The sequence below is a fragment of the Bacillus sp. FSL R7-0166 genome, assembly GCF_038008935.1.
In the GTDB taxonomy this organism is placed as follows: domain Bacteria; phylum Bacillota; class Bacilli; order Bacillales; family Bacillaceae; genus Bacillus; species Bacillus altitudinis.
Genome location: NZ_JBBPAC010000001.1, coordinates 1,043,359 through 1,063,875 on the forward strand (window position 1 = coordinate 1,043,359; position 20,517 = coordinate 1,063,875).

A 20,517-nucleotide genomic window follows, 5' to 3' on the forward strand; every position below is an offset into this window, starting at 1 on the left:
GTGTTGTGGAACGTGGAGATTCAGTTTTTAGCAGGCAGATCGGGGAGTGGAAAAACGACTGCAATTCTAGAAGAAATCAAAGAACAACTGCGGCTTGATCCGCTGGGTCCGCCAATCATTTTTTTAGTCCCGGATCAAATGACATTTTTAATGGAATATGAGCTTGCAAAAACGTCTGAAGCTGGTGGAATGATCAGGGCCAAAGTCTTTAGTTTTACTCGGCTTGCCTGGTCTATATTACAGCAGACTGGCGGTGCGAACCGTCAATTTGTCACAAGCACAGGAATTCAAATGCTCTTAAGAAAAGTAATAGAAGAACAGAAAGACAAGTTTAAGGTATTCAAAAAGGCGAGTGATAAACCGGGATTTGTTGAGCAAATAGAAAAGACGATGGCTGAATTCAAAAGGTACTGTATGATGCCGGAGGATATTGAAAAAATCTCGGCATCCAGCATGCATTCAGAGTATACAGAAGAAAGACGTGCGGCGGAAAAATTGCATGATCTTCATGTTCTTTATCAGCAGATGGAGCAGCATCTGCAAGATGAGTATGTGCACTCAGAGGATTACTTGACACTTCTGGCTCAGCAAATTCCTTTATCAGAAGAATTGAGAGGGGCACACATTTATATAGATGGTTTTTATCAGTTTACCCCCCAGCAGCTTCTTGTCATTGAACAGCTTTTGCTACATGCAGAAAAAATAACAGCTGCATTCACAGTGGATCGTTCCTATCATGACACGCAGCCTAATGAACTTGATTTATTTCGCATGACAGGTAAGACATATTCCCAGCTTTATCAGTTGGCCAAAGAGTGCGGAGCGGCTATTTCTGAGAACATTTTGGAGAGAAATAAGCGGCATCTTCATACCCCAGATCTAGCTTATTTAGAAAATCAATATGAACAGAGACCTTTGCAGCCATATCAAGAAGAAACGCCTCACCTTACCGTATCGAAAAGTGCAAATAAACGAGCTGAAATTGAGGGAGTAGCGAGAGATATTCTTGATTTAGTAAGAGGGGAAGGTCTTAGGTTACGAGACATCTCAATTGTTGCAAGACATGTAGACGACTATAAAGATACGTTAAAAGAGGTGTTTCGAGATTACGATATTCCTTTCTTTATTGATGGAAATGAATCGATGCAGTATCATCCGCTCATTGAGTTCATTCGTTCGAGCCTCGATGTCATAAAAGGGAACTGGCGGTATGAGGCGGTGTTTCGCTGTGTGAAAACGGAGTTCTTATTTCCGCTTGAACTCGCCAAAAACAAAGCGAGAGAACAGGCGGATCAGCTTGAAAACTATTGTATTGCTTACGGTGTAAAAGGTGAACGCTGGACGAATGGTTCACGCTTTCATTATAGCCGCTTCCAATCACTAGATGAAGATTTTGGACAAACCGATCAAGAAATAGAAATGGAGCAAATGCTGAATGATGTAAAAGAATGGATTGTTCCGCCTCTCTTTCAATTGCAAAAAAGGTTGAAAAAAGCGCAAAAGCTAAGAGACATGGTGGAGGCAGTGTATGTCTTTCTAGAGGAAGCCCAAGTGCCAGAAAAGCTTGAAAAGGCAAGGCTTGAGGCAGAAGAAGCAGGCAGGTTAGCTGAAGCGATGCAGCATGGGCAAGTATGGGATGCTGTCATTCAATTAATGGATGAATTTGTTGAAATGCTGGGCGAGGAGGAGCTCTCATTTCCATTATTTCAACAGATGATGGATACAGGACTGTCCTCTCTCAAGTTCGCTTTGATTCCCCCTTCACTTGATCAAGTGTTTATCGGAAGTATGGATTTATCCAGAATGTATCAAGTAAAGTGTACGTTTGTCATTGGAGTAAATGATGGAGTTATACCTGCACGGCCCTCTGATGAAAGTGTATTGTCTGAAGACGACCGGGAATGGTTAAAACGGGCAGGAGCAGAGCTGGCAGAGACAGGGAAGGAACGGCTGCTGGATGAACAATTTTTGATATATCAAGCGCTGTCCAGTCCATCGCACTACCTGTATGTATCCTATTCAGCTTCAGATACGGAAGGGCGGTCTCTTTTGCCTTCGACCCTCATCAAGTATTGTGAGGAACTGATGCCAAACCATCAGCAAGCCCTCTATGTGTTAGATCCAGAGCAGTTGGATGATCAGGAGCAATTAAAATTTGTAACAAACGAGCATGTCTCGTTATCCTATACCGTTTCGCAGCTGCAACAATGGCTCAACCAATATCCGATCAGCGGCGTATGGTGGAGTGTATATAATCATTTGATGACCTCTTCCAACCGCGACGTATCAAAAAAAATCATGTCCAGCTTGTTCTTTACAAATAGAGCGACACGTTTAAAGCCGAATGTCACAAAAGAACTTTACGGTGACCATATTCAGGGCAGTGTTTCAAGAATGGAGAAATTCAATGCATGTGCATTTTCTCATTTTGCTTCCCACGGGCTAAAACTAAAAGATCGACAATTTTACAAATTAGAAGCACCTGATATCGGCCAGCTCTTTCACTCAGCTTTAAAACTGATTTCAGATACGCTTGTTGAACAAAAAAAGGATTGGAAAAACTTAACGAAGGAAGATTGTGTGACCTACTCAAGGCATGCAATTGAACAGTTGGCTCCACGTCTGCAAAAAGAAATTTTATTAAGCTCTAATCGGCATGCTTATATAAAAGAAAAGCTTCAAAAAATCCTCATCAGGGTGTCTTCTATATTAAGCGAACATGCAAAAGTGAGCGGATTCTCTCCGGTTGGACTTGAGTTAGGTTTTGGAGGTCAAGGACCTCTGCCGCCGTTTACTTTTCAATTAAAAAACGGCTGCACGATGGAGCTTGTTGGAAGGATTGACCGAGTGGATAAAGCAGAAGGATCAAAAGGACTTCTATTAAGAATTGTCGACTATAAGTCCAGTGAGAAGGGGCTTGATCTAGCAGAAGTTTACTACGGTTTAGCCTTGCAAATGCTCACTTATTTAGACCTGACCATTACGTATTCTAAAGAATGGCTTGGCATGGAAGCGACACCGGCAGGAATTTTATACTTCCATATTCATGACCCGCTGATTCAAGCGCCTATTCCGCTTGGAGAAGATGCAATTGAGCAGGAAATATTGAAGAAATTTAAAATGAAGGGTCTATTGCTCGAAGATGTGGAAGCAGTGAAGTTGATGGATCAAACACTCGAATCAGGAAGATCACAAGTCATCCAAGCTGGTTTGAAAAAGGATGGTTCTTTCCGATCTGACTCTGCGGTATTAAGTGAAGATCATTTTCACATTCTCACAAAACACGTTCGGCGAACCTTTGAAGAGGCAGGAGAAAGAATTACAAGCGGTGAGGTAGAAATAAACCCATATAAATTAAAGGATCAAACCCCTTGCCGCTTTTGCTCCTTTAAGTCTATTTGCCAATTTGATGAATCAATAGAAGATAATGAATTTAGGGTGCTCACCTCTGAGAAGGATGATGTCATGTTAGACCGGATCAAAAAAGAAGGGGATCAGTATGCAAATACCAAAACCGAATAACAGTACTTGGACAGATGACCAATGGAACGCCATCGTTTCAGAAGGACAAGATATTCTTGTTGCTGCGGCGGCAGGGTCAGGGAAAACAGCGGTCTTGGTTGAACGGCTCATTCGAAAAATGACTCGGCCGGAGCAGCCAGTTGATGTGGACAGGCTGCTCGTAGTGACTTTTACCAATGCTTCAGCAGCAGAAATGAAGCACCGGATCACTGAAGCACTTGAAAAAGAACTATCTAAAAACCCTGGTTCCCTTCATATGCGGAGACAGCTGTCACTTATGAATCGTGCCAATATTTCTACCTTGCACTCTTTTTGTTTGCAAGTTCTCCGTACCTTTTATTATGAGATTGACCTTGATCCAGGTTTTCGTTTGGCTGATCAAACAGAAGGAGAATTATTAGGAGATGAAGTGTTAGATGAACTGTTTGAGGATGAGTATAAGGCTGGAAAGCCGTCATTCTTTGAACTCGTTGATCGTTACACATCTGATCGGCATGATTTAGATCTTCAATGGCTTGTCAAAAGAATTTATGAGTTTTCTAGGTCACATCCAGCGCCCGAACAATGGATGCGGGCATTCCTTTCTCTTTATGATGTGGATACACAGACAAAGGTAGAAGAGTTACCCTTTTATCCATATATCAAAGAGGACCTTTCTCTCGTTTTAAGAAGCTGTCAGGAACTGCTGGAACAAGCGCTCACTTTATCAAAAGAGCCGGGCGGTCCAGCACCGAGAGCAGAGAATTTTATAGATGATTTAGAGCAAGTAAATGAATTAATAAGGCATCAAGATGATTTTGGAACACTTTATGAGCTTTTGCCAAACATCAATTTTAAAAGGTTAAAGACTTGCAAAGGGGATGACTATGACCCAGCTCTGTTAGAAAAAGCAACAGATGCACGCAATCAAGCCAAAAAACAATTAGAAAAGCTAAAAGATGAATACTTTATGCGCAGTCCCGATCAGCATTTAAAAAGCTTGGCTGAAATGAAGCCAGTTGTAGAAACACTTGTAGAGCTTGTGATTCAATATGGCGAGCGTTTCGAAAGAGCAAAACAAGAAAAATCAATCGTAGACTTTTCGGATCTAGAACATTATTGTTTGCGCATTTTAGCGAAGCAGGACGCAGAAGGAAATCTCATTGAAACAGAAGCGGCTAAATACTATCAACAGCAATTTGAAGAAGTACTCGTGGATGAATACCAGGATACAAACCTTGTCCAAGAAACGATTTTAAAGCTCGTGTCTAAAGGAAAACATCCTGCCGAAGGCAACCGCTTTATGGTTGGTGATGTGAAGCAGTCCATTTATCGCTTTAGACTTGCAGAGCCGATGCTCTTTTTAAATAAATATAAACAATTCAAAGCAGATAGCAAAGAAACAGGTAAAAGAATTGATCTAAATAAAAACTTCCGCAGCCGGGCTGATGTTTTAGACAGTACCAACTTTCTGTTCAAACAGCTGATGGGAGAAACAGTTGGAGAAATTGAATATGATGAACAAGCTGAATTAAAGCTTGGAGCGAGTTATCCGCAAAGCGAAGACACGACGTCAGAAATGCTTCTTGTTCATTTAGATCAGCACGACACAGAAAACGATGAAGAACGAGAAGAGTTAGAGACGGTACAATTTGAGGCGAGAGTGATTGCGAAGAAAATAAAAGAACTGGTAGAACAGCCTTTTCAAGTGTACGATGCAAAACAGCAGCTGACCCGCAACTTGCAGTATCGAGACATTGTGATCTTGCTTCGCTCAATGCCGTGGGCTCCGCAAATGATGGAAAAGTTGAAGAAGCAGGGAATCCCTGTTTATGCGAATCTTTCCTCAGGTTATTTTGAAGCTACAGAAGTATCTGTCATTCTTTCTTTGTTAAAAGTGATTGATAATCCATATCAAGATATTCCGCTCGCTGCTGTTTTAAGGTCACCTCTTGTTCATTTAGACGAAAATGAGATGGCACTGATTAGAACAAGTGATAAAAAAGGCACTTATTATGACGCTGTGAAGGCATTTATGAGTGTGACACACTCTGATCATCCGACATGCAGAAAGCTGGAGCGTTTCTTCCTTCAATTACGCAAATGGCGTGATTTTTCGATTCAGCATTCGGTAGCAGAACTGATTTGGGAAGTGTACCGAGATACACAATATCTAGATTATGTCGGCGGGATGCCAGGAGGTAAGCAAAGACAGGCAAACCTTCGGGCTTTATATGATCGAGCAAAACAGTATGAAAAGGCTGCTTTTAGAGGGCTGTTTCGATTTCTTCGATTTATTGAAAGAATGCAAGAGCGTGGAGATGATCTTGGAGCGGCAAAAACGTTCAGTGAAACAGAGGATGTTGTCCGCATGATGACCATTCATAGCAGTAAAGGACTCGAATTCCCTGTTGTGTTTACTGCAGGACTTGGCAGGAACTTTAATATGATGGATCTAAATCAGTCCTACTTGCTCGATAAAGAACTAGGTTTTGGCAGCAAATATATTCATCCTGAGCTGAGAATTAGTTATGCAACATTACCGCTGATCGCGATGAAAAAAAAGATGAGAAAAGAACTATTATCTGAAGAACTGAGGGTTCTATATGTGGCGCTCACAAGGGCGAAAGAAAAATTATTTTTAGTCGGTTCTGTCAAAAATCAAGTGAAAGCTTTAAGCAAGTGGCAAAATGCCGCAAACGGAGACGACTGGCTCCTCCCTGATTTTGAACGTTATCAAGCGAGAACATACTTAGATTTTATTGGCCCTGCTCTTATCCGTCATCAAGCGATGTCATCTCTTTTAGAAGAATCGAGAGAAGTCGTTCTCTCTCATCCATCATCATTTTCTATCACCTTTCATCAAGCGTCCGATCTTCTAAAAGAAGACATGTTACTTGAAAAACAAAAACAAGACGAAGTGGTACAAGCATTAATGGAAGGGGTGCCTGTTGAAGGATATGGCGATTACGAGGAGGAAGTAAAAGAAAGGCTTTCATGGCGATATCCATATTTAGCGGCCTCCCAAGTAGGGACAAAGCAGTCAGTTTCTGAGATCAAAAGAATGAAAGAAATACAGGATGAATACAGTGTGCCTTCTTCCGTTCGAAAAGCTCGTGCGACATTGTACGAACGACCGGCTTTTATGAAGAAAAAAACACTCACAGCCGCAGAACAAGGGACGGCCATGCATACAGTCATGCAGCATATCCCTCTTCCTTCAAATGAACCATATGATGAATCTCGTGTAGAAGAGCTGCTCCATTCTTTAAAAGAGAAAGACTTACTAACAGATGAACAAATCCAGTCCATCAATCGAGAAGGAATTGTGGCCTTCTTTTCTACTGCTATTGGTCAAAAACTGCGGAAAGCGGACTGGGTGAAACGAGAAGTATCGTTTAGTATGGTTTTACCGGTTAAAGAGGTATACAGCCATATTGATGCAGAAGGTGAACCTGTGCTCATTCAAGGAATGATTGATTGTTTATTTGAAGCAGATGGCAAGCTCTATTTACTTGATTATAAAACAGATCGAGTGACTGGCAGATTCTCAGGTGGCTTAGAGGAAGCTGAAGCGATGTTAAAAAAACGCTATGAAACGCAAATATCGTTGTATACAGCAGCGGTAGAGCGTTTAACAAACAGAACATTAGAGGAGAAAATCCTTTATTTCTTTGATGGAAATCTAGAAATTTCTTTATAGGTGGAATGAATGAGAGGTGAATCACATGAGGATTCTGCATACAGCGGATTGGCATCTAGGGAAAACCCTTGAAGGCCGAAGCAGGCTTGAGGAGCAAGCGGAGTTTTTAGATGAATTAAATCAAATCGTCAAGGATGAACACATTGATGTCATTGTGATGGCAGGCGATGCCTTTGATACAGTGAACCCTCCTGCTCGCGCAGAACAGCTTTTTTATGAAAGTCTGTCTGCATTATCTGATAAAGGAAAGCGTCAGGTGGTTGTGATCTCTGGCAACCATGATAACCCAGACCGTTTATCAGCCGCATCTCCTTTAACGAATGAGCAGGGGATTCATTTAATTGGATATCCGACAAATGATTTAATTCATGTCGATGTTCCTTCTGCAAGTGAACGTCTATCTATTGCCGCACTCGCTTACCCATCCGAAGCAAGGCTAAACGAGGTGCTGGCTGAAACATTTGAAGAGAAACTGCTCCGTGATCAGTACAATTTAAAAATACAACAAATGTTTCAACATTTAAGCAACCAATTTCAGGCGGATACGGTTAATATCGCAACAAGTCATATTTATGTGGCAGGTGGCAGTCAAACGGATTCGGAAAGGCCGATTGAAGTGGGAGGCGCATATACCGTTGCGGCCGAAAGTCTGCCTGAGGCGGCTTGTTATGTCGCACTGGGGCATTTGCATCGCCCCCAAACCATTAAACGTGCCAAAACGATTGCCCGCTATTCTGGCTCTCCACTTGCATACAGCTTTTCTGAAGCAGGCTACGCCAAATCAGTCACCATTGTAGATGCAAAACCGAATGAAACAGCAAGCTGGAAAGAAGTGTTTTTATCAAGCGGTAAACCACTTATGAAGTGGAAGGCGACTGAAGGACTGAGCCAAGTACACAGTTGGCTGGATGAAAAGCGGGATCTTCAAGCCTGGATTGATTTAGAGATTCACTTAACAGATCAGCTGTCGATCGAACAAATTCATCAGCTTAGAAAACAGCATAGTGGATTTGTCCATATTAGACCAAAGTTTAAAGAGTTACAGCAAAAAGAAGAACAAAAACAAGTGGAAAAGCTCTCGATTGAAGAGCGGTTCGTGAAATTTTATGAGCGTCAGACAGGTGGAGGTCTACCTGATGAAAAAACCGTCAAGCTATTTTTAGAGCTTGCCAATGACATGCAAGAGGAGGAAGCGAATTGAAGCCGATCACGCTAACCATTAAAGGACTTCATAGCTTCAGAGAAGAGCAAACCATTGACTTTAGCTCCTTATGTGATGCAGGTGTGTTTGGTATTTTTGGACCGACTGGAAGCGGAAAATCGTCCATATTAGATGCCATGACACTAGCACTCTATGGCAAGGTCGAACGTGCACTCAATAATACGCATGGTATTTTGAACCAAGCTGAAGAAAAGCTGTCTGTCTCCTTTACGTTCGCTTTGCAAAGGGAACACCATATTTCTTATAAAGTGGAACGTGCCTTTAAAAGGGCAGATGAAATGAAGGTTAGAACGACGTTATGCCGATTGATTGAAATTGGTGATACGCAGACAGTTCTTGCAGATAAAGCAAGTGAGGTCAATCGTAAAATAGAAGAATTACTTGGTTTAACCATTGACGATTTTACGAGAGCGGTTGTTTTACCCCAAGGAAAGTTTGCGGAATTCCTTTCATTGAAAGGAGCCGACAGACGCCAAATGCTGCAGCGTTTGTTTAATTTGGAGAAATATGGTGATCAGCTCGTCAAACGTTTACGCGCAAAGGCTCAAAAACACTATGGTCAGAAAAACGAACTGCTGGCTGAACTGACTGGATTAGGAGAAGCTGGTCCAGAGGCATTAGCGAAAGCTAAAGAAGCAGCTGCGCAGGCGCAAGCTATTTTTCATGAGAAAAAACAAACGCGGGACGAAGCGTTCACTGCTTTTACAAAAGCGCAAGCCATCTGGCAGTATCAAAAGGAACAAGAAGCGTACGAGAAGGAACAACACAACCTCAATCTGCTGGCATCCACGATGGAAGAGAAAAAGAATCAACTTCACATTGCAGAGCAGGCAGAGACATTAAAGCCTTATGCGGATGCATTAACAAAGGCTGAAAAGCAGCTCTCTCAAGCATCAAAAGAGAAGCAGGAAGCAGAAAAACATTTACTTCATCAACGAACGATCTATGATCAAATGACGCAGGAGTATGAGCAAACGCGGCAAAAGAAAATGGAAAATGAGCCAGAGCTTCTTCAAAAGAAAGAGCAGCTGATTCAATTAAAAGAAATTGAACGAAAAAAAGAAACAGCTCTTCAGGAAAAGACCGTACTAGAGCAGCAAAACCATGAAAAAGCGCAGCAATTGACTCAAAAAAAAGCGGAAGCCGAAAACGTGCAATCTTTATTAGAGCGTGCGCTTGCGAAACAAACACAGTTGAAGCATGAGCTGGAACAATTACAAGTCTCTGTCAAAGAGCGGAAACTTGTACAAGACGCACTTCGTTTCAGTGAAAATGTTCAAAGAATGAATGTGAGCATTCAAAAGGAAGAACAAAAGATTGAGGAGCTAAGACAGCGTTCAGCACAGGCGACACAATCGTATGAAAAGCTTCAAAAACAGCAAAAAGATCATCATGAAAAAATAAATCAATCGTTTCAAGCGATAGAGCAATTGTATTTTTATGTATGTGAATTTGAACGAGGTCTTACAGAATGGAGTCATAAAGAGCAGGACAAAAAACAAGAAAAATTAAAACAGCGTGATGTTGTCAGATCGGCAGAATTAAGAAAAGAATTAGCGGCAGAGCTAGTAGACGGTGAACCATGTCCTGTTTGTGGATCGATTCATCATGATCCAAAGGCTGTGATAGACAATGACTATGAAGAAACGGTTGCCCAAATTGATGAATGGATTGTAAAAATGGATAAAGAGCTCAAGCTGGCAGAGGAATATGCTAGAGACATGTTTGCTGCAAAACAGCTGCTTGAAACGCATGCCAATCAATTAGTTAAACAGTTCTCCTTTTTATCTCAAAAAGCCCCCGATTCGGAAGTAGCTGCAGCAGTAGAAGCAGTACAGAATCCGCAGTCTTTGCACCAGCTGATTCAAGAATGGAAAGGTGTAAAACAAGATATTCAAGCAATCGAAAGCAAACGAGCTCGTTTAATGGACGTCACTTATGATCAAGCGGCAGAAATGAGCAAAGTCAAAGATCAACTGACATTTGAGCAGCAGCGCATACAAGAACTAGACATGCTGATCAAGGAGCTTCGATCTGAGCTTTCCGAACAACTGACGCAATTTGAACAGACCTTTCCTCATCTGACAATCAACCAAGTGCAGGAAATGCAGCAACAAATTGACGAAAAGGATCAACAAGCGGAAGGTTATCAAGAGCGTATTGAGAAGAGTATTTCTTTTCTAGAGGAAAAACAGCAGGCAAAAGAGCATCTGCAAACAGCCATATACGATCTAGAGAAGGAACTCGATAAGTTGGCGCATCAGCTGGGAAGCCAGCAACACCTGATCGATCAATATGAAACAGATTTACAGCGATATCCTTTAAAAGCCGCTTCTCTTTCTGATGAACTGGACGAAGTTCAACAATCTCTTGCTCATCTAAATGAAAAAGAACAGCATTCGTACGAGCAATTCAAGCATGCACAGCAATTATTTAGTGAGGCGCAAAGCCATTTCTCAAGCAGTGAACGTCAGCTCCAAGAGGCTAAGCGGCGAAAACAAGAAGCTGAGAAAGCGTGGCAAAAAGAAACAGCATCTACTCCTTTTGCTCATCCTCAGGAGATAGCACCTGCTTTAATGGATCGATCTGTACGTCTTACAGTCAAACAGGAAATTGAGGAATTTGAGGATAAAAGAAAGCAATGTGCAGCAAACTTAAAGCGAATTTCTGAACTGTTAAAAGGTGAGTCGCTGGATGAAGACGAGTGGACAGACATTCAACTAAAAAAAGAAGCGGCGGAAAAAGCGCTTGAAGAAGCGACAGCGCTGAGTGGATCTGCACAGGAGCATCTGCGAGTGATTGAAGCAAACCATCAGCGTTTTGCAAGCATTCATGAACGCCTTGAAGAACTGCAGCAAGAAATTGACCGGCTGGATAAGCTTCAAACTGTGTTTAAAGGGAATACGTTTGTTGAGTTCCTAGCAGAAGAACAGCTAGAAAGTGTCAGCCGTGATGCTTCTCATCGTCTTGGGATTTTGACAAGACAAAGATATGCCATTGAAGTCGATTCAGAGGGCGGTTTTGTGATGCGGGATGATGCCAATGGAGGTGTCAGACGTCCGGTATCCAGCTTGTCTGGGGGAGAAACTTTCCTGACGTCTTTAGCACTTGCCCTTGCTCTGTCTGCACAAATTCAGCTGAGAGGTGAGTTCCCGCTGCAATTCTTCTTCTTAGATGAAGGATTTGGTACACTCGATCAAGACTTGTTAGATACGGTGATTACAGCATTAGAGAAACTACAGTCTCAAAATTTAGCTGTTGGTGTGATCAGCCATGTGGAAGAATTAAAGATGAGACTGCCAAAGAAACTGATTGTCCACCCAGCAGATCCAAGCGGGAAAGGAACAACAGTCTCGATGGAATTAATGTAAAGTGAGGTGATCTCAGGATGGCAAAGCAAACGATTGGATTATGTGAGCTGTGCGGAAGACAAGAGGTCGTCCTTACAGAACATCACTTAACGCCAAGAGAAGAAGGAGGGGCCTTTCTACCGACTGCCTTCCTGTGTATCCCTTGCCATAAACAGGTACATGCTCTTTATACAAACCAGGAGCTTGCCGCACGTTTGAATACGCTGGATGCACTAAGACAAGATGAAAAGCTTGTTCCGTACATCAAATGGATTCGAAAGCAACCGGCAAGCAAGCTGGTCAAAACAAAGAAATCAAGACAACGCAGAAAGAAATAAGCATAAAAAAGCGCTCCTCTAAATGAAATGAGTGTAGAGGAGCCGCTTTATGCATTGCCTACCATATTCTGATCATTTAAGTCAGGATCCACATAGTTGGTGGCGCTAATGCCATTATTTAAAATCAAGAAATCTCCGGTATTCCCCGCTCCAGAGCCTAAAGCAGATTTTGAAGAACTTTTAGGCGAAAGATAAAATGAGTCACCGACGTTTACGACGCCTCCAGAAATCGAGTTAATGTAAATGGGTCCGACAATTGCTGGCATAATCGACATCCTTTATTCGAAGTCATATCACCATCATATGCGCAGGTAGGTCCAATTGTGAGTTTGGCGGATGTTCGTCATTGTTGCTAAATAACTCTCGAATATGCTTCACTCGCGCAACGGCATTTATTCCGCACGTAGAGCCAATTTGATAGATAGAGGAGGAAGAGACCCCTTCTACATGAATGGACGACACTTTAATGAGAGGCTTTTCATGATAAAAGGCCGTTCTAACCGCTCGTTCTGGCAGCATCAATGGGATCGGCTCATAATACACTTCAAATTCTTTTGCATCTAGGTTTTCAGCTTCATTTCCATAAAACAAACTAATGGTTCGCTGAACAGCTAACACCTTCACGTTCGGGCATAGCTCCTGTGTATCACCAATTTGAACAACACTTGCAATCCCGACAGAATTCACCTTCGAGAACTTCACTTGAGATGTGCGCTTGATCATTATCGAGGGGCTAGAGGAACAAACGGGCCAATAATTAAAGATTCTGGCGGTGTATCAAAAATCGATGACAGCTGTACGTGATCCGTGTCCCCGATAATAAATAGGGAAGAGGACGATACCCCAACTACTTTAATGCTTCCGGTTTCGATGTTGCGGTTGACGACTGTGAAATTCATCCGTTTTCCTCTCCTTTCGTTTCATTTGGAATATGGGCTAAAAAGTGCTCGATTGCCCGTTTGACATCATGTTTCACGTATTCAGCAATTTGCTCGGAACGTTGAAGCGGGGTCATATCTTCCCTTTGTGGCAGCTGCCCCGCATAATATTTGATTCTGCTGTCTATTTGTTTTCGAATGTCCTCAATGATATGGTGTTTGTTGCTTTCATCAAGCGAGCCTTCGTATCGCTGCTCTAGTTCTTCAAGAAGCTGCGGTGCTTCTTCATTTAAGAATGCATCGACAAGCTGGCGTGTTTGATTGAAAAATTGATCAGCCATTTCTTGCTGCATCATTCCAATTCCCGGGGTTGTTGTTTGGCCCACTTCAAAATTTTGAACACTATTTGGATCAGATGGATTGAGGCCGATATTTAATGTGCCTTCCAGCCGCTCGATTTTCAGTTGATCAAATTGATAATCAATCCGTTCAATCGTTGTTGTCGGTTTATCTTTGATCATTTGCATTTCCTGCTGAAGCTCGTTAAGCCTTTTTTCAAGCATCATGATTTGCTGTGTTTGCTTTTGAATGATGCCATACAATTGTGAAGCGTTGTTTTGATAGTCATACATATGCATACACCTCCGGGGATTGCAGATGAACTTATGTTGTTGGTGACTGAAGCGGTACAAAAGGTGCTGTGCTTGCGCCTTGAGATTCTTGAATTCCTTGTGTGCCTGCTGCGGCAGGTGCTGACTCTACGTAGCTTCCAGTGTTATACAGATTGGAGAGTGCCTTGATTGATCCAGCACTTCCGATTTGCAGAACGGATGAGTTACTCACAGACTCCACACGTAAGTAATTAATTTGTATCGCTTGATTAATATAGAAGTTCAACGGATTCTCACTCCTTACAAGTTACCAACAAGCGGTTGATCAATGACATCACTATCATACGTATTTGTCACACTTTTATAGTTGCTAATGCGTAATTGATCACCAGTGTTAAAACTGCCTGCGCCGGCAAACGTTTTAACCTGACTATTTGGAGAAATGGTGATGCAGTCTCCAACATGAACGACTCCGCTCGTTCCGACGGCATTTACTTTAAAGGCTCCAACAATAGCCGGCATAGCGGTGCACATCCTTTAGAAAAATAGGGCACTTCGTTTTTGGGCGTTTCACCATAGCTTATGATGGGTCTTTTAATATGTGATTGTCTTTTTGAAGAACTTTGATGAGAGGAATGAAGTGTATGGTTTACCCTTTATTCGAGCATTCTTTAGAGGTGGTTTTGATGCCTTTATTTAAGAGTGTGTCAAGCTCTTGACTGCACCTGATGGTTTCTTCGGCATTCATTCCGAATTTTTTTGCGGTCTCAATTAAATGTAATCTTTTTTGTTCAATTTCATAATTGATCATAACGGACGCCAACTCTCACATTTTTTATCAAATAGAAGGATATGGTTAGTATACCCTATTTTTCTATAAAAAAAGCTCTTTCGTCAATATGAGAACTAAAGTGACAAAATTCGAAAGTGTCTTTACAGGCGCGATGTCTCTTTTTTAATCTCAGTTTGTAAATAACGTCGTCTTTTGTTGATATACTGTCGGATTAATTCTCGCTCTGAACGCAGCATGTCTTGTCGGTTTTTCGTATATGGATCATCTCCAATTCGCTGCTCAATCGAAGCATGCCATGTCTCAATGATAGGGAGAAGCCGTTTTTCTAAAAAATGTGTATCTAGTACGTGCTGGAAAAGGGCATAATAGTCTCTTTTAAATGCAGGGATGTCTAGCAATCTAGCGGTTAATGTATTGAAACCGCTGACTGGAATATAATCAAACGCCATTTCTTCTCCGTGAATATCACGACCCCAAGTCGCATCATAATCCCAAGGCATTACTTGAAACCTTCCTTGATCATTCACATAAAGCGCATAGTTATGAACAAAGCCATCAAAATTTTGGGTACACACGACACCAATGAGCCAGCGGAAATATTGTGTTACATCAAGGTACTGCTCAATCTTACTTGCAAACGTGTCGTCCCTTGCGGTGTTCAAAAAGTAAATAAATTCACTCAGCTGCTTGTCGTGTTCAGGAGTTCCCGTTTTTTTCTCATAACCGAGAAGAAGATGTTTTTTTGGCTTTTTATCAAATGAACTTAAAAGAGAGAAATTGGCGTCATCATCTACAGCATAATAAATGCCGCCTCCATGCAGCTGTCGTTTTTGGAGGAACAGCTCATCTACAGATTCTATTTTTAAATAAATGCCTTCTTTTCTTCCATTAATGGTCAGAAACACATGAGAAGCGGACGGGCTGAAGACACCCATTTGTTCAAAGAAATAAAAAGACAGCCTGTTGCGAATGAAAGAAGGATCATTGTACTCTGCATTTAAGTGAAAAAGGGATTCGCCCTGTCTTTGCTTTGGTTTTCGATATTCAATTTGATAGGATTTTTTCTTGAGCTTTCGGATGTGTGATCCTCGGTATGAGGCATAAATATGTGACTTCGTTTGGCCGGTTTTCAGAATGGCCTCGACGGGTTCATCGTTCCATACGTCCTTTTTTAATTCCATGAGATCTTTTGGATGAATCCAGATATCCAGTTGTTTTAAAGGTTCTGTGTCCATGCGTTCATCACCCTCCTATATCTCCTCCACTATATGAAAATGAAGGAATGTCCTGTACCTGCTGGTAGGTATTCATGGAGTTTTCTAAGAAAGAGGCATTCGCCAAGAACACTTGTCTATCGAGTCTCGTAACATAAAGCAGAGAAGATAAACAGCTTTGTCTGTTTGTTTTGTCAGAGCACAGATTGGGAGGGGAATTGTTCGTGAGCACATTTGATCATTCGCATATTGAACATGCAGTTGATTCACTTCGAAGTGAGGGGCGTGATCATCACTTAGATCGTGAACCAGAATCGGGACATTCGCACAAATCATCTCGTTCTCGTCATTCAAATCGCCGTCACTGGTTCTTTGGTGGAGGAGGCTGCCGTAAGTCACATCGCAGCAAAAAAAGCCATAAAAGCTATCGTTCTAAAAAAAGCTATCGCTCTAAAAAAAGTCGCTGCTCAAAAAAAAGTGTAAAGAGCGAGAAACCATGCAAAAGTAAAAAGTCGTATAAAAGCAAAAAGTCTTGCCGCAGCAAAAAGAGTGAACCAAAAAAATCATGCCGCAGCAAACACAGATCACATCATAAGAAAAGCTGCCGCAAATCACACCGCAGCCATCGATCTAAACGTTCTCATCACCATAAACGGAGTCACTCTTGCCGAAGATGCGGGAAGAAAAAACATCATTCCCGCCATCAAGGAAATGTTGATCGTAAATGGGATCAAGGGAATATGTGGGAGTATCGACGCTACCGCTAAATGTCAGGTCTTCATTTTTGAAACCCTTTTTAAAAGAGAGTATGATAAAAAAGGGTTTTTTTTATTTCGTAGAGAAATAAAAATGAGACATCATAATGTATTGAAATGAAGATTGTGAGGGGAAGACATGAAGTTTTTTACAGGTGAGATACATAACAGATTGTTTATCGGGGTCGTCATTGATGATGAATGGGTGATGGACGTCAAAAAGGCAGAAGCAAAACTATTTGAGCTAGAAACATTGCCAAACTCTTTATCTGAATGCATCAACATGGGGGACAAGTTTGTCGAACACGTCAAACAGCTTCTTGATTGGGCGGAGAAAAAAGAAGAAGACCGCGGCTCTTATGTCTATCCGCTTTCGGACGTGACACTCCATGCACCGATTCCAAAACCAACGAAAAACATCATGTGTGTTGGGAAAAACTATCAAGATCACGTCATGGAAATGGGAAGTGCGGCAGATATTCCTAAAGACGTGATGATCTTTACAAAGGCGCCTACCTCTGTTGTAGGGCATGAAGCGGACATTCTTCTCCATGAAGATGTGACAAGTGAATTGGATTACGAAGGGGAGCTTGCCATTGTCATTGGCAAAACAGGAAAGAATATTGCTCCTGAAGAGGTCCAAGATTACATTTTCGGTTACACCATTTTAAATGATATAACCGCAAGAGATTTGCAGAAAAAACACAAACAATTTTTCATCGGAAAAAGCTTAGATACAACTTGTCCAATGGGACCTTATATCGTTCACAAGTCAGTGATCGAGGATCATGGAGCACTCCATGTGGAAACAAAGGTAAACGGAGAGGTTCGTCAGTCTGCGAGTACGGAATTAATGATCTTCCCAATTGAAGACATTGTGTCAACTCTTTCAAAAGGGATGACGCTGGAAGCGGGAGACATCATTGCAACAGGTACACCTTCTGGAGTCGGCAAAGGTTTTGAACCGCCAAAATTTTTAGCCTCAGGCGATCAGATTGAAGTAACAATTGAACCAATTGGGACGTTATCAAATCGTGTCAAATAAAGGCGTGTTGACACAGGATTGTCGCTTTGTGTTCGACTTATTTCGTGGTACGATGAGAAGGTAATTGTTCTGATAAAGGGGGAAATCACAAATGGGAACACATTTACATATTACAGCGTGGGTGCTAGGTATTATTCTATTTTTCGTTGCCTTTGCATTAACAGGTAAAAACGATAAAGGCGCTAAAATTGTGCATATGATCGTACGCCTATTTTACTTGATTATTATTGCAACAGGCGTAGAGCTGTATGTTCGCACAGGAATGAAAATCCCGGGTTACGGGGGCGAGTATGTTGGAAAAATGATACTTGGTATTCTTGTGATTGGTTTCATGGAAATGGTCCTTGTACGCAAGAAAAAAGGAAAATCGGTGACGGGTGTATTCATTGGTTTTATCGTGGTTGCCATTGTGACCATTCTTCTAGGCTTACGTCTGCCGATCGGTTTCCATATCTTTTAAGATAAAAAGGGCATTGCTTATTAAAAGCAGTGCCCTTTTTATGTGAGATCAAACTGAGACATCAGCCGGTGACCGTCAGATGTCGTCCATTCCAATTGAACTTGATTTGTACCCGAATGATGGTGGCATTGAAGGGCAAGTGATTGCATGTCTCCTGAAAACTGAAAAAAAGACACGCGATGAGAAGGATGGAAGGAAGAGAAGACACAATCATAGACGGAAAAGCCAAGCTGTTCTACATGGTCAATGATCTGATAAAAGACGCTTTCTGGTACGAACATAAGCAAATCAAGCCACCCTTTAGAAAGAGACGCTGTATATTGAATGCGTTCACCGCCTTTTACCTCCATCAACTTCCCATTCTCACAAAGAACGACAGACCCGAGCAATTCTCCTTTTGTCCATCGATCCTTTTTTTTCAAACAGATCATAGAACTTTGAAGGCTTTCAGGCAGCATGATGTCTCCTTCTTCGTCTTCAATCAGACAATGACCGTTTTCTATCAGTAAGTACCCGTTACACCATTTTGGGTGGTTTTGCTGAAGATATGTCATGCGGTTCTCCATTCGCAAAACCTCCTTTCCTCTTTCTTTTCTTACCAAATGAAGCTTGTCCTATACACAGGGGGAAAAAGGACAAATCAACTATCAAGGAGACGATGCATAAACTAAGAAAGGCTAAATGAGAACACTTGATGAAAAACGGATGGGAGCTGATGATGATGTGTGGAATAACAGGCTGGGCAGACTTTAAAAAGCAGCTCATCCAACAGGATCATGTAATCAATCAAATGACAGATACATTATCTAAACGAGGGCCGGATGATACAAATACGTGGAAAAGTGAGCACGTTCTTTTCGGCCATAAACGGTTAGCCGTTGTCGATGTTGAAGGCGGAAAGCAGCCGATGACATATACCCATCAACACCATGATTATACGGTGGTATACAATGGAGAACTCTATAACACGGAGGATATACGAAAAGAATTATTCAAAAGGGGGCACCGCTTTCTTGGGCATTCTGATACAGAGGTTCTTCTTCACGCCTATACAGAATGGAAGGAAGAGTGTGTGACCCATTTTAATGGAATTTTTGCATTTGTCATTTGGGATAGTGAGCGTGAATTATTATTTGCAGCGAGAGACCGGCTCGGTGTCAAGCCATTTTTCTATACAGAACGTCATCATTCCTTTTTGTTTGGTTCAGAAATCAAAGCAATTCTGGCTCATCCTGAGATGAAAGCCAAAGTCGATCATGAAGGCTTATCAGAAATTTTTGGCCTAGGGCCGTCTAGAACACCAGGGCAAGGCGTATTTAAAGGGGTGAAAGAGCTGAGGCCGGCACATGCCCTAACCTTTTCAAAAGATGGTTTGCGTGTGTGGAGGTACTGGAATGTCAAAAGCAAGCAGCATACAGACTCGCTTGATGACACCGCTCAGCACGTGAAGGAACTCTTTACGGATGCCGTTACAAGACAGCTCGTCTCTGATGTGCCTGTATGTACGTTTTTATCGGGTGGAGTGGATTCTAGTGCCATTACAGCCATTGCCGCCAAGCACTTTGAGAAAATAGGGAAAGCCCCGCTGCATACGTATTCCGTTGATTACGACGGAAATGATCAATTCTTTGAAGCAAGTCAATTTCAGCCCAATGCTGACGGGCCGTGGATTGATCGAATGACCAAAGCGTTTCAAACGAATCATCACAGCTGTATCATCGGGCAAAAAGAGCTGGCTTCTTATTTGAAAGAAGCGGTTGAAGTGCGAGATTTGCCGGGGATGGCAGATATTGATTCTTCCTTACTATGGTTCTGCCGAGAAATTAAAAAGGATTTTGTTGTTGGTTTATCAGGTGAATGTGCAGATGAAATTTTTGGAGGTTACCCATGGTTTCATATGGCAAGCGAAACCAATGGGTTCCCTTGGATGAGATCAACGGAAGCACGCATTCAGCTTCTTCAAGACTCATGGCAAAAGAAATTATCACTGAAGGAATATGCGCAAAGCAAATATGAAGAAACCGTGGCAGAAACCCCTCTTTTAGATGGAGAAACCGGAGTAGATAAAGCCCGAAGAGAACTTTTTTACTTAAATATGATTTGGTTTATGACCACGCTACTGGATCGAAAAGATCGTATGAGCATGGGGGCGAGCCTTGAGGTACGTGTACCATTCGCAGATCATCGTCTTGTTGAGTATGTATGGAATATTCCTTGGGAAATGAAAATGTATGGAAATCGGGAAAAAGGGGTTTTGAGGAAAGCATTAGAGGGAATTTTACCGAATGAAGTGCTTTATCGCAAGAAGAGCCCTTATCCGAAAACACATCATCCTGCTTATACTCAAGCGGTAAAAGAGATGTTAACAGATTGTCTCGCGCAAAAGGATTCTGTGCTTCATGAATTTTTAGATCCACATCAATTAAAACAGCTGATTGAAACGGAAGGGGCTTCTTTCCAGGTCCCTTGGTATGGTCAGTTAATGAAAGGCCCACAGCTCATTGCCCATTTGGCACAGATTCATCATTGGTTTGAAACATATCGAATTGATATAGAAGCATAACAAAGGGTCGGCTTTCTTGCACTTGTTGAAAGGAAGTCGGCTTTTTTGATACATAACATGAGACTTTTAGAGCACATCAAAAGT

At 41.9% G+C, this 20,517-nt stretch carries 18 protein-coding genes and 1 pseudogene; 10 read left to right on the top strand and 9 right to left on the bottom strand.

Translation table 11 applies throughout. The features are described from left to right. The first annotated feature begins 12 nt into the window (after window positions 1-12). The 5 genes from addB to NST01_RS05335 are packed head-to-tail and all read left to right on the top strand — an operon-like array spanning window position 13 to window position 12,114. A complete protein-coding gene (gene addB / locus NST01_RS05315) occupies window positions 13-3,522 on the top strand; it encodes a helicase-exonuclease AddAB subunit AddB (protein WP_341041619.1) in 3,510 nt (1,169 codons plus the stop codon). Beyond that, window positions 3,500-7,204, top strand: coding sequence for a helicase-exonuclease AddAB subunit AddA (gene addA, locus NST01_RS05320; RefSeq protein WP_341041620.1), 3,705 nt, complete (start codon window positions 3,500-3,502; stop codon window positions 7,202-7,204). Before addB ends, addA begins: the two co-directional genes overlap by 23 nt. A 25-nt stretch (window positions 7,205-7,229) precedes the next feature. Continuing rightward, window positions 7,230-8,405, top strand: coding sequence for an exonuclease subunit SbcD (gene sbcD / locus NST01_RS05325; RefSeq protein ID WP_007499123.1), 1,176 nt, complete (start codon window positions 7,230-7,232; stop codon window positions 8,403-8,405). After that, the gene (gene sbcC / locus NST01_RS05330; protein ID WP_099496424.1) at window positions 8,402-11,797 is read left to right on the top strand and encodes an exonuclease subunit SbcC; all 3,396 of its coding nucleotides are present in this window, start codon (window positions 8,402-8,404) and stop codon (window positions 11,795-11,797) included. The genes sbcD and sbcC overlap by 4 nt, the downstream gene beginning before the upstream one ends. A 17-nt stretch (window positions 11,798-11,814) precedes the next feature. Continuing rightward, window positions 11,815-12,114, top strand: coding sequence for a hypothetical protein (locus tag NST01_RS05335; protein WP_017360217.1), 300 nt, complete (start codon window positions 11,815-11,817; stop codon window positions 12,112-12,114). A gap of 47 nt (window positions 12,115-12,161) precedes the next feature. Here NST01_RS05335 and NST01_RS05340 read toward each other — a convergent pair whose 3' ends face one another. From NST01_RS05340 to NST01_RS05375, 8 genes are all read right to left on the bottom strand, one after another. Beyond that, a complete protein-coding gene (locus NST01_RS05340) occupies window positions 12,162-12,380 on the bottom strand; it encodes a spore germination protein (protein WP_003211468.1) in 219 nt (72 codons plus the stop codon). A 22-nt stretch (window positions 12,381-12,402) separates the two neighbouring features. After that, a complete protein-coding gene (locus tag NST01_RS05345) occupies window positions 12,403-12,837 on the bottom strand; it encodes a spore germination protein GerPE (protein WP_008348609.1) in 435 nt (144 codons plus the stop codon). Continuing rightward, window positions 12,837-13,013 (bottom strand): germination protein GerPD, encoded by a 177-nt coding sequence (locus NST01_RS05350; RefSeq protein ID WP_003210893.1) that lies wholly within the window; start codon window positions 13,011-13,013, stop codon window positions 12,837-12,839. The genes NST01_RS05345 and NST01_RS05350 overlap by 1 nt, the downstream gene beginning before the upstream one ends. Further along, on the bottom strand, window positions 13,010-13,624 hold the full coding sequence (locus NST01_RS05355; protein ID WP_046343131.1) for a spore germination protein GerPC: 615 nt from the start codon (window positions 13,622-13,624) through the stop codon (window positions 13,010-13,012). The genes NST01_RS05350 and NST01_RS05355 overlap by 4 nt, the downstream gene beginning before the upstream one ends. 31 nt (window positions 13,625-13,655) lie before the next feature. Next, the gene (locus NST01_RS05360) at window positions 13,656-13,889 is read right to left on the bottom strand and encodes a spore germination protein GerPB (protein WP_017366980.1); all 234 of its coding nucleotides are present in this window, start codon (window positions 13,887-13,889) and stop codon (window positions 13,656-13,658) included. A 14-nt stretch (window positions 13,890-13,903) separates the two neighbouring features. After that, window positions 13,904-14,125 carry a spore germination protein gene (locus tag NST01_RS05365; RefSeq protein WP_003211745.1) on the bottom strand — a complete coding sequence of 74 codons (222 nt, stop codon included), beginning with the start codon at window positions 14,123-14,125 and terminating at the stop codon, window positions 13,904-13,906. Between the two features lie 127 nt (window positions 14,126-14,252). Then, window positions 14,253-14,414, bottom strand: coding sequence for an aspartyl-phosphate phosphatase Spo0E family protein (locus NST01_RS05370; RefSeq protein ID WP_008348605.1), 162 nt, complete (start codon window positions 14,412-14,414; stop codon window positions 14,253-14,255). Window positions 14,415-14,536: 122 nt separating this feature from the next. Next, window positions 14,537-15,631, bottom strand: coding sequence for a CotH kinase family protein (locus tag NST01_RS05375; RefSeq protein ID WP_025207113.1), 1,095 nt, complete (start codon window positions 15,629-15,631; stop codon window positions 14,537-14,539). 203 nt (window positions 15,632-15,834) lie between these two features. Between NST01_RS05375 and NST01_RS19355 the strand changes: the two are divergent. The 4 genes and pseudogenes from NST01_RS19355 to NST01_RS05390 form a co-directional block, all read left to right on the top strand. Further along, window positions 15,835-16,314 (top strand): annotated as a pseudogene (locus tag NST01_RS19355) (CotG/ExsB N-terminal domain-containing protein); the annotation flags it as partial. Continuing rightward, complete coding sequence (locus NST01_RS05380) at window positions 16,202-16,486, top strand: hypothetical protein (protein WP_411229932.1); 285 nt, start codon at window positions 16,202-16,204, stop codon at window positions 16,484-16,486. The pseudogene NST01_RS19355 and the gene NST01_RS05380, both read left to right, overlap by 113 nt. A gap of 18 nt (window positions 16,487-16,504) precedes the next feature. Then, a complete protein-coding gene (locus tag NST01_RS05385) occupies window positions 16,505-17,410 on the top strand; it encodes a fumarylacetoacetate hydrolase family protein (RefSeq protein WP_099496425.1) in 906 nt (301 codons plus the stop codon). Between the two features lie 91 nt (window positions 17,411-17,501). After that, complete coding sequence (locus NST01_RS05390; protein ID WP_099496426.1) at window positions 17,502-17,870, top strand: YisL family protein; 369 nt, start codon at window positions 17,502-17,504, stop codon at window positions 17,868-17,870. A 38-nt stretch (window positions 17,871-17,908) separates the two neighbouring features. On the opposite strand, the gene NST01_RS05395 is transcribed toward NST01_RS05390, so the two are convergent. Beyond that, window positions 17,909-18,436, bottom strand: coding sequence for a DUF2777 family protein (locus NST01_RS05395; protein WP_282833506.1), 528 nt, complete (start codon window positions 18,434-18,436; stop codon window positions 17,909-17,911). A gap of 155 nt (window positions 18,437-18,591) precedes the next feature. Here NST01_RS05395 and asnB point away from each other — a divergent pair, with 155 nt between their 5' ends. Further along, window positions 18,592-20,433: an asparagine synthase (glutamine-hydrolyzing) gene (gene asnB, locus NST01_RS05400; protein WP_148944644.1), complete on the top strand. Its 1,842-nt coding sequence runs from the start codon at window positions 18,592-18,594 to the stop codon at window positions 20,431-20,433. Window positions 20,434-20,517 lie beyond the last annotated feature (84 nt).